This window comes from Pseudomonas fluorescens (assembly GCF_005938625.1).
GTDB lineage: Bacteria > Pseudomonadota > Gammaproteobacteria > Pseudomonadales > Pseudomonadaceae > Aquipseudomonas > Aquipseudomonas fluorescens_BD.
Genome location: NZ_VCNJ01000044.1, coordinates 87,825 through 97,274, shown reverse-complemented (window position 1 = coordinate 97,274; position 9,450 = coordinate 87,825). Strand labels below are relative to the sequence as shown.

9 protein-coding genes are annotated in these 9,450 nt (G+C 59.0%); 3 read left to right on the top strand and 6 right to left on the bottom strand.

The window, feature by feature from the left end:
* On the bottom strand, positions 1-408 hold a 408-nt coding region (locus tag FGA82_RS24615; protein ID WP_141129079.1), incomplete at its 3' end, for a hypothetical protein.
* A 247-nt stretch (positions 409-655) separates the two neighbouring features.
* Here FGA82_RS24615 and FGA82_RS24610 point away from each other — a divergent pair.
* Entirely contained in the window at positions 656-1,351 is a 696-nt protein-coding gene (locus FGA82_RS24610) for an HAD-IA family hydrolase (RefSeq protein WP_064116942.1), read from the top strand.
* Between the two features lie 74 nt (positions 1,352-1,425).
* On the opposite strand, the gene FGA82_RS24605 is transcribed toward FGA82_RS24610, so the two are convergent.
* Positions 1,426-2,172, bottom strand: coding sequence for a 3-oxoacyl-ACP reductase family protein (locus FGA82_RS24605; RefSeq protein ID WP_141129078.1), 747 nt, complete (start codon positions 2,170-2,172; stop codon positions 1,426-1,428).
* A 127-nt stretch (positions 2,173-2,299) separates the two neighbouring features.
* On the opposite strand from FGA82_RS24605, the gene FGA82_RS24600 reads away from it, so the two are divergent.
* Positions 2,300-3,226 carry a LysR family transcriptional regulator gene (locus FGA82_RS24600; protein WP_141129077.1) on the top strand — a complete coding sequence of 309 codons (927 nt, stop codon included), beginning with the start codon at positions 2,300-2,302 and terminating at the stop codon, positions 3,224-3,226.
* A gap of 119 nt (positions 3,227-3,345) precedes the next feature.
* Here the strand turns inward: FGA82_RS24600 and FGA82_RS24595 are convergent, their stop codons facing one another.
* The 3 genes from FGA82_RS24595 to FGA82_RS24585 form a co-directional block, all read right to left on the bottom strand.
* Positions 3,346-4,074 (bottom strand): aspartate/glutamate racemase family protein, encoded by a 729-nt coding sequence (locus FGA82_RS24595; protein WP_141129076.1) that lies wholly within the window; start codon positions 4,072-4,074, stop codon positions 3,346-3,348.
* Positions 4,075-4,129: 55 nt separating this feature from the next.
* Entirely contained in the window at positions 4,130-5,668 is a 1,539-nt protein-coding gene (locus tag FGA82_RS24590; protein WP_141129075.1) for an NCS1 family nucleobase:cation symporter-1, read from the bottom strand.
* Positions 5,669-6,245: 577 nt separating this feature from the next.
* Positions 6,246-6,980 carry a phosphoadenylyl-sulfate reductase gene (locus FGA82_RS24585; RefSeq protein WP_141129074.1) on the bottom strand — a complete coding sequence of 245 codons (735 nt, stop codon included), beginning with the start codon at positions 6,978-6,980 and terminating at the stop codon, positions 6,246-6,248.
* 165 nt (positions 6,981-7,145) lie between these two features.
* Here FGA82_RS24585 and thrH point away from each other — a divergent pair, with 165 nt between their 5' ends.
* Positions 7,146-7,763 (top strand): bifunctional phosphoserine phosphatase/homoserine phosphotransferase ThrH, encoded by a 618-nt coding sequence (gene thrH / locus FGA82_RS24580; RefSeq protein WP_141129073.1) that lies wholly within the window; start codon positions 7,146-7,148, stop codon positions 7,761-7,763.
* A 125-nt stretch (positions 7,764-7,888) separates the two neighbouring features.
* On the opposite strand, the gene pabB is transcribed toward thrH, so the two are convergent.
* Complete coding sequence (gene pabB, locus FGA82_RS24575; protein WP_141129072.1) at positions 7,889-9,232, bottom strand: aminodeoxychorismate synthase component I; 1,344 nt, start codon at positions 9,230-9,232, stop codon at positions 7,889-7,891.
* Between the last annotated feature and the right edge of the window lie 218 nt (positions 9,233-9,450).

Here is a 9,450-nt window from a genome sequence, read left to right as displayed (position 1 = left end):
GCCGATGGTGTAACGCAGCGGCTCGCCGAAAGTCAGCACACCGCCGACATCGGCAATCACCGGTTCGAGGGTCACCGGCGTGTTGCCGATCGGCACAAACCGCGCGGCCTCGAACATGTGCACCAGCGTCAGCGACCCGCTGGCCGAGCACATGACTACCGATGAACTGAGCGGTTGGCGCGACTTGATCGGCGCGCTGAGGCGTACGTCGTTGCCGACGGTGAAGACTTGTTCGACATCCAGCGCGGTCCCGGTCCAGAACTGCTCGGCCCATGCCTCGTAGTTGTTCAGGCACAGGCGGAACTCGCGGATCAGGTGTTCGAAGTCCGGCTCATCGGGATTCAAGGCAGCAACAATGAGCAGGCCGATGCTGTTGTTCAGGGCCAGCAGCCGATCGGTTGGAAGCATTCGCAGTCTCTCGCGCACATCAAAAAGGTGCGCGGACTTTGCGGGGGATCAATCAGGAAAGAAGTCGGGCGAGTAGGTGATGTCTGTAGGATATTTCGCTGAATTGTTGCGAGTCGTTCATCGCTGCAATGGACATTGCCCGTTGCTCAATGTCCGTCACGCTCGTTATGCTGCTGAACCCTTTAATCAGATCCGCGTAGCGGCGCCAACTGTGCCGCCCGGGATGTCTTTGTTAACGGATCCGATGATGAATGCACCGCTGAAGGCGTTCGGCCCGATCAAGGCCGTGATTTTCGATATGGACGGTTTGCTGCTGGACACCGAGGGCATTTACACCGAGGTCACCTCGCTGATTGCCCAGCGTTACGGGCGCACCTTCGACTGGAGCATCAAGCAGAACATCATTGGTCGCGGGGCCAATGATCTGGCGAATTATGTGGTGCAGGCGCTGGATCTGCCGATCACCGCCGAAGAGTTTCTGGTCATCCGTGAACCGCTGATGCGTGAGCGCTTCCCCACCGCACAAGCGATGCCGGGTGCCGAAGAGTTGATCCGCCACCTCAAGGCGCACAATATTCCGATCGCTGTGGGCACCAGTTCATCGCGTCAATCGTTCGGCCAGAAAACCACACTGCACCGCGACTGGTTTGCGCTGTTCGATTTCATTGTCACGGCGGACGATCCGGAAGTCGGCGCGGCCAAACCGGCACCGGATATTTTCCTCACAGCGGCCCGACGTCTGGGTGTCGCACCTGAGGATTGCCTGGTGTTCGAAGATTCGCCGTTTGGCGTGACTGCCGCGAAGGCCGCTGGCATGACCGCCATCGCCATTCCGGACGCGGCCATGGCCGATGAAAAATACGCACACGCTGACGGGATTCTTCGTACGCTAAAAGCCTTCACCCCGAGTGCCTGTGGTTTGCCGGCGCTGGAATGGGCCTGAACACCTGATAGACAAAAACGCCGCCCCTCTGTGAGAAGAGGGGCGGCGTTTTTCGTTCAGTCGATTCAGATAAATCAGGCGCCGAAACCACCGTCGATGGTCAGGCTGGCACCGGTGATGTAACCGGCTTCCGGGCCTGCCAGATAGGCGACGAAACTGGCGATTTCTTCGGCTTTACCGTAACGACCCACCGCCATCAGAGGGATCAGGCTCTCGGCGAAGTCACCGTGCGCCGGGTTCATGTCGGTGTCGACCGGGCCAGGTTGCACGTTGTTGACGGTGATGCCGCGAGGGCCGAGATCGCGGGCCAGGCCTTTGGTCAAACCGACCAGTGCCGATTTGCTCATTGCATACACACCGCCGCCGGCGAAGGGCATGCGGTCAGCGTTGGTGCTGCCGATGTTGATGATGCGCGCGCCTTCGCCCATGTGTTTGGCGGCTTCCTGCGAGGCGATGAATACGCTGCGAATGTTGATCGCTACGGTCTGGTCGAAGTCTTCAAGTTTGAAGTCTTCCAGTGGTGCCACGGCGAGCACACCTGCGTTGTTGACCAGAATATCGACTCGGCCAAAGGCTTCGACCGTGGCGCTGACGGCGTGGCGGATGGCGGCAGCGTCGGCGCTGTCGGCCTTGATCGCCAGGGCTTTGCCACCATTGGCGGTGATGCTGTTTTGCAACTCTTCGGCTTTGGTGGTGGAGCTGACGTAAGTGAAGGCTACTGCAGCGCCTTCAGCGGCCAGACGTTTGACGATGGCAGCGCCGATACCGCGGGAACCGCCTTGAATCAGAGCGACTTTACCGCTGAGGTGTTGAGTGGTCATGTTCGATCTCCAGAATGTTCAAGGCGGGAATGCCTTGGTATTGGTGGCGAGTATCGGCGTGGCATCGACAACTGTGTAGACCATGATTGCTATAGTCTGTGTAAACCAAAAGTTTATAGTGGCGATCATGGAAACCTTCAGTAGCATCGAATGCTTCGTGCGCAGTGCCGAGGTCGGCAGCTTTGCCGAGGCCGCGCGACGCTTGAGTCTGACCCCGGCGGCAGTCGGCAAGAGCGTGGCCAAACTCGAGGTTCGGCTCGGCGTACGGCTGTTCCAGCGTAGTACACGCAGCCTGACACTGACCGAGGCCGGGCAACTGTTCCTGAATCAAGTCAGCGGTAGTCTGACCACCATTCAAAATGCCGTGGCCAACCTGTCCAGCGTCGAAGGGCTGCCGGCGGGAACGCTGAAAGTCAGCATGGGCGCCGCGTTTGGCTGTCTGCATATCGTGCCGATGCTCGGTGAGTTTCTGCAGCGATACCCCGCGATCAATCCGGACTGGCATTTCGATAATCGACAGGTCGATCTGATCGCGCAGGGCTTTGATGCGGCCATCGGTGGCGGTTTCGAACTGCCGCAAGGCGTGATCGCACGCAAGTTGAGTCCGGCGCACCGGATATTGGTGGCGTCTGCCGACTATTTACAGGCCAATCCCGAGATCATCGAACCAGACGACCTCAGCCACCACGACGGCATTCTGATCCGCTCGCCGCAAACCGGACGCGTGCGTTCCTGGCAATTGACCGGACGTAATCCACAGAACTGTCGGCCGTTGATGCTCAAGGCGCGGATGACCATGAGCGATTCCGAGGCTGCTTGCAGGACGGCGGCGCAAGGCTTGGGGATTGCGCTGGTGAGCATGCCGTTTGCGGTGGGCTATCTGGAGGCGGGGACGTTGCAGCGGGTGTTGCCGGACTGGTTTGTTGATGATGGCAACATCTCGATTTACTACGCCGAGCATAAGTTGTTGCCGGGGAAGACTCGGGCGTTTGTAGATTTTTTGATTGAGCAGTTTGCCGAGATGGGGCTGGCGCAGCGGTTTAGTGCCATCTGAGCAAGGCATCAGACCGACGTGCGGCCTTCGCGAGCAAGCTCGCTCCCACAGGGAAATGCATTCCAAATGTGGGAGCGAGCTTGCTCGCGAATGGGGCGACTCGGTTTCCGAAGATGACCTCAGCGGGCGAACCGTCCCGGCCAGCCAATGATGTTCTTCGGCCGAGGTGTCGCATACGTCCGCACTTTCGAGGTTGATAACTTCAGTCGAACCAGCGATTCCGCAATCGTCACCGCCGCCGTCACCCCATCCACCACCGGCACCCCGGTACGCCGACGAATCTGCTCATCCAGCCCGGCCATGCCGCCGCAGCCCAGGCAGATCACCTCGGCTTTATCCTGCGTCACCGCCAGTTCAGCCTGATGCACGATCGCTTCCAGCGCTCGCTGTGGTTCGTGCTCTAGCTCCAGAACGGCCAACCCACTGGCCCGTACCGAGGCACAGCGATCCCACAGACCTGACAGTTTCAGCCGATCCTCGATCAGCGGTACGGTGCGATCCAGCGTGGTCACCACTGAGTAGGCATGGCCGAGAAACATCGCCGTACTCGCCGCCGCATCGGTGATGTCCACTACGGGCACATTGAGCAATTCCTGCAAGCCTTCTCGGCCATGCTCGCCGTAACCGGCCTGGATCACCGCATCGAACGGTTGATCGTAGGACATCACCCGATCCATTACCGCGATGGCCGCCAGATAACTTTCGAAGTTGCCTTCAATCGAGTCGGCGCCGAAATACGGCGTCAAGCCGACGATTTCGGTACCGGCTGAAGCGACAGCCTGCGCCGAACGGGCAATGGCTTCGGTGATGGATTCGGTGGTGTTGACGTTGACCACGAGAATACGCATGGGGAAATCCTTATAGCGGGCAGTTCGGCGGCCCGAAGTCCGGGCCGCGAGGGAATTAATGGCAGACGTTGTCGACAGCTATCGATTCGCCGCTGATATCGGCGTAGTGCGGCTGGCGTTTGGCGATGATCAAATAAAGCATTCCGGCGATCCCGGCGCCGATCAGCCAGGAGAACGGCGAGACGCTGTGGAAACCTGGCACCAGCGCGAGGACGATGGCGATCAACGCGGCAGGAATAAACGCCGCCACCGCGCGGAAATTGATCCCGTGGCTGTAGTAATAAGCGCCGTTGGGATCTTCGCTATAAAGCTGCGGGACATTGATCCGGCCTTTGCGGATCAGCCAGTAATCGACCATGATCACGCCGTACAACGGGCCGAGCAGGGCGCCGAGGCCAGACAGGAAATAGACGATCACCAGCGGGCTGTTGTAGAGATTCCACGGCAGGATCAACACGGCGATGGTCGCGCTGATCAGCCCGGCGCGGCGGAAGGTCAGGTACTTCGGCGCCAGGTTGCTCAGCACGAAGGCCGGGGCGACGAAGTTGGCCATGATGTTCACCGCCACCGTCACGATCAGAAATGCCAGGCAACCCAGCACCAGGAAAAAGGTGTTGGGAATCGAGGCGATGATCTCGGTCGGGCTCTCGATGATCCGGCCATTGATCTGAAATTGCGCACCGCACAGCAGGACTGTAATCGCAGCGAACACCAGAATATTCACCGGTAAACCCCAGAAATTTCCCACCTTGATGGTCTTGCGGCACGGCGAAGAGCGGGCGAAGTCGCAGAAATTCAGAATCAACGTGCCGTAGATCGCCAGCCACAACGCGCCGCCGGCAAAGATGTTGCGCCACATCTCGCCACCGGTCAGCGGTTCGCGGATCGACCAGGCGATGGTCGCGTCGGCCTGGAAGTACATCCACGTGGCGAGGGCGGCGACGGTCAGCAGAATTACTGGCCCGGCAAACGCTTCGTAACGACGAACCATCTCCATGCCATAGGCCAGAATCGCCAGCTGCACGAACCAGATCGCCACGAAGCACACCCAACCCAAAGTGGACAGACCGAGAATCGAGTTGTGGTCGTATTCGGCGAATCCGGGATGGACCGCCGTAAGCAGCACTCGGAACACCACCGAAGCCAGATACGTCTGAATCCCGAACCAGGCGATGGCGATAACCGCCCGGATCAATGCAGGAATTTGTGCGCCGTGAATGCCGAAACTGATCCGGCTGATCACAGGAAACGGCACCCCGGTTTTTTGCCCCATATAACCCGACAGGTTCATGAAAAAGTACACCAGCGCCGCGCCGATCCCCAGCGACAACAGAATCTGCCAGCCACCCAGGCCCAGAGCGTACAGGCCGATGGCGAACGAGTAGTTGGCGATGTTGTGCACATCGTTGGTCCACAGGGCGAAGATGCTGTATTTGCCCCAGCGCCGACCTTCGGCCTTGGTCGGTGCCAGGTCGCTGTTGTGCAGGCGCGGACTGAGTTGCAACGGCTCGGTGAGTCCGTCATGGGGTAACGGTTGGGTAACGGGAGAGGCGGGCAGATTCAGCGCGATGTTGTTGGAGAGACTTGTACGCATTCCGGCAGGCTCCTGATGTTCAAGGCCGCGATGACTGTGCATAAGCCACAGGGCTCGACAAATCTTCGTCGCGGCAGTGAAAGCATCACTGGTTACGGGGCATCTGCAGCCTGTACGGGATAGGGCGCTTCAGGCTTGCGGATCGAAAGTGAGTTTATGTTTTGCGGTTTTGTATACAAAACATGTATGCACTAAAGCCAGATTTGTGCCAGTTGGCGATCTATGGACAGCTTTGCTCATTTCGAAAAGTTATCGAAGCGAGCTAAGTGTTTGAAAATAAGTGGTTAAAAATTGACCGGTTGAGCAGGTATTTATTTTTGGCAGGGGATTTAGAGGGACGGCGAGAGAGAGGGATTTGCAGGCGGGATGTAACTTTTCAGGGCGTGGAAACAAAAAAGTGCACACATAAATGGCACCGATGGTGACATTCGTGTGTACACATTTTTAGAGTCGCTACAAACCCCTGTAGGAGTGAGCCTGCTCGCGATAGCGGTGTATCAGCCAAAAAATTCATCGACTGATACATCGCTATCGCGAGCAGGCTCACTCCTACAAGGGGAAGCAGTACGGCAGGGGTTTATGCCTTGCTGATGATATTCCCGGCATGCAACCCGCATTCTTTCTGCGTCGCTTCCTCCCACCACCAACGACCTTCGCGCTCGTGCTGGTTCGGCAGCACCGGACGGGTGCACGGCTCGCAGCCGATACTGATAAAGCCACGTTCATGCAGGCTGTTGTACGGCAGTTCGAGCATGCGGATGTAACCCCAGATTTCTTCACTGGTCATCTGCGCCAACGGGTTGAACTTGTACAACGTACGCTCCGGCGTAGAGAACGCGGTATCGATTTCCATCACCGCCACAGCGCTACGCGTGCCCGGGCTCTGGTCACGACGCTGGCCGGTGGCCCAGGCTTTGACGCCGGACAGTTTGCGCCGCAGCGGTTCGATCTTGCGGATGCCGCAGCATTCGCCATGACCGTCCTTGTAGAAACTGAACAGGCCTTTTTCCTTCACAAAGGGTTCCAGTTTCGTGTAGTCCGGCGACACCAGTTCGATGTCGATCTTGTAGTGCTCGCGCACTTGATCGATGAAGCGGTAGGTCTCCGGGTGCAGACGGCCGGTGTCGAGGCTGAACACTTTGACGTTCTTGTTGAGCTTCCAGGCCATGTCCACCAGCACCACATCCTCGGCGCCGCTGAAAGATATCCATAGGTCATCGCCGAACTCGGCAAACGCGAGTTTGAGAATGTCCTGGGCGGATTTGTTGGCATAGGTCGTGGCGAGTTCCACGACGTCGAACGTTGCACTCATCAGGGCGGCTTCCTACAGGTCGGTGGCGCTGGGCGCTCTATATGGCGCTGATGGTAACAAAAAGCTGCACGGCTCGGGGGCGTGCTGTGCGTTGCGCGTCTGCATGTGAGTCGCTAGAGTTCGGCCTCGCTCGACTCAAATAATCAATACAAACGGGAGTGTCTTGTGGAAATTGCTTGCCTGGATCTTGAAGGGGTGTTGGTGCCGGAAATCTGGATCGCCTTCGCCGAAAAAACCGGAATCGAATCCCTCAAGGCCACCACCCGGGACATTCCCGATTACGACGTGCTGATGAAGCAGCGTCTGCGCATCCTCGATGAGCACGGCTTGAAGCTGTCGGACATTCAGGAAGTGATCGCCACACTGAAGCCGCTGGAAGGCGCGGTGGAGTTCGTCAACTGGCTGCGTGAGCGCTTTCAGGTGGTGATTCTGTCGGATACGTTTTACGAGTTCTCACAGCCGCTGATGCGCCAGTTGGGCTTTCCGACATTGCTTTGCCATCGTCTGATTACTGACGAGACCGGGCGGGTGACCAGCTATCAGCTACGCCAGAAAGATCCCAAGCGCCAGTCGGTGCTGGCGTTCAAGAGCCTGTATTACCGGGTGATTGCGGCGGGAGATTCGTATAACGACACGACGATGCTGGGCGAGGCGGATGCGGGGATTCTGTTTCATGCGCCGGAGAATGTGATTCGCGAGTTCCCGCAGTTTCCTGCCGTACACACCTTTGCCGAGCTGAAGCAGGAATTCCTCAAAGCCTCCAACCGCGATCTCAACCTGTAAACCCCGCCATCTGACGATCGTTCCCATGCTCTGCGTGGGAATGCCTCAATGGACGCTCCGCGTCCGCTTGGGACGCGGAGCGTCCGGGGCTGCGTTCCCACGCGGAGCGTGGGAACGATCATTACTCAGAGGTTCTGCAAGGTTTCGAGGAGGATTCTGACTTTGGTGATCGACTCCTGATACTCCGCCGGCCAGTCCGAATCGGCAACAATCCCGCCGCCACCCCAGCAACACACCTGCCCATCCTTGACCAGCAGACTGCGAATCGCGATGGAGCTGTCCATCTCGCCGCGCACGTCCAGATACAGCAACGAGCCGCAATACAATCCACGCCGCGTCGGCTCCAGCTCATCAATGATCTGCATCGCGCGAATCTTCGGCGCGCCGGTGATCGAGCCGCCGGGGAAGCTGCCGGCAATCAGATCCAGTGCGTCGCGATCATCCGCCAGTTCGCCGGTCACGCTGCTGACCAGGTGATGCACGTTCGGATAGCTTTCCAGGCTGAACAGCTCCGGCACCCGCACCGAACCGATGCGGCAGGTGCGGCCGAGGTCGTTGCGCAGCAGGTCGACGATCATCAGGTTTTCCGCGCGATCCTTGGGGCTGGCCAGCAGTTCGGCGGCGTTGGCAGCGTCTTCGGCCGGCGTGAGACCTCGCGGGCGAGTGCCTTTGATGGGGCGGGTTTCGACCTGACGCTGGCTGACTTTGACAAAGCGCTCGGGCGACAGGCTCAACACCGCGCCGCCGTCGGGCAAGCTCTGGAAACCGGAGAACGGTGTCGGGCAGGCTTCGCGCAATGCGCAATAAGCCTGCCACGGATCGCCCTGACACGCCGCACGGAAGCGCTGGGCGAAATTGACCTGATAGCAATCGCCGGCCTGGATGTAATGCTGAATGCGTTCGAAGGCTTGACGGTAATCGTCGGCCGAGAGGTCGGCGGTCATCGGGTTGTTCAGTTTGAACGGTGCCAGTGCCTCAGCGTGCGGCTCGGTGAACAGCGCGATCAGCCGGTGTTTCTCGCTGTCGAGCACTGTCGGGTGAAAGACCAATTGGCTGGTGGCCGTCTGGTGATCGCTGATCAGTGCCCAGTCATACAGGCCAAACCGGGCATCCGGCAATTGCAGGTCATCCAGCGCCTGACTTGGCAGGTTTTCCAGATGCCGGCCGAAGTCGTAGCTCAGATAGCCGATCAAGCCGCCGGCGAATGGCAGCTCGAAACCGGCAGGCAAATCAGCCTCACCGAGGCGATTCAGATTGTCGCGCAGACGTTGCAGGAAGTGATCGCCGCTCTCGTTCGGCAACACTGCCAGTTGTTCCAGCGGCCAGGCGCTGAGCAAATCATAACGGCCACGGTCGGCACTCGGTCGGCCGCTGTCGAGCAGCACGGCGCCGGGGGCGTTGCGGATGGCCGCGAAGTAGTCGGCGGGATTGGCGCGATAGGGCAGTGGGTGTACGGAACAGGTCAACATGGGCGGGGCAGATCGGCCGTTGAGGCGGGGTGGGGATTGTAGTCCTCTCTCGGCTGTCAGATCAAAATCAAAAGCCTACCCCCCTCACCCCAGCCCTCTCCCCCAAGGGGGCGAGGGGGAAAGGGAGCCGATCTTCATGCTTTTCAAGATCCGAGTTCGGCTTGATATCTCAAGCTGGCGAGGGGGAAAGGGCGCCGATCTTCATGCTTTCAAGACCT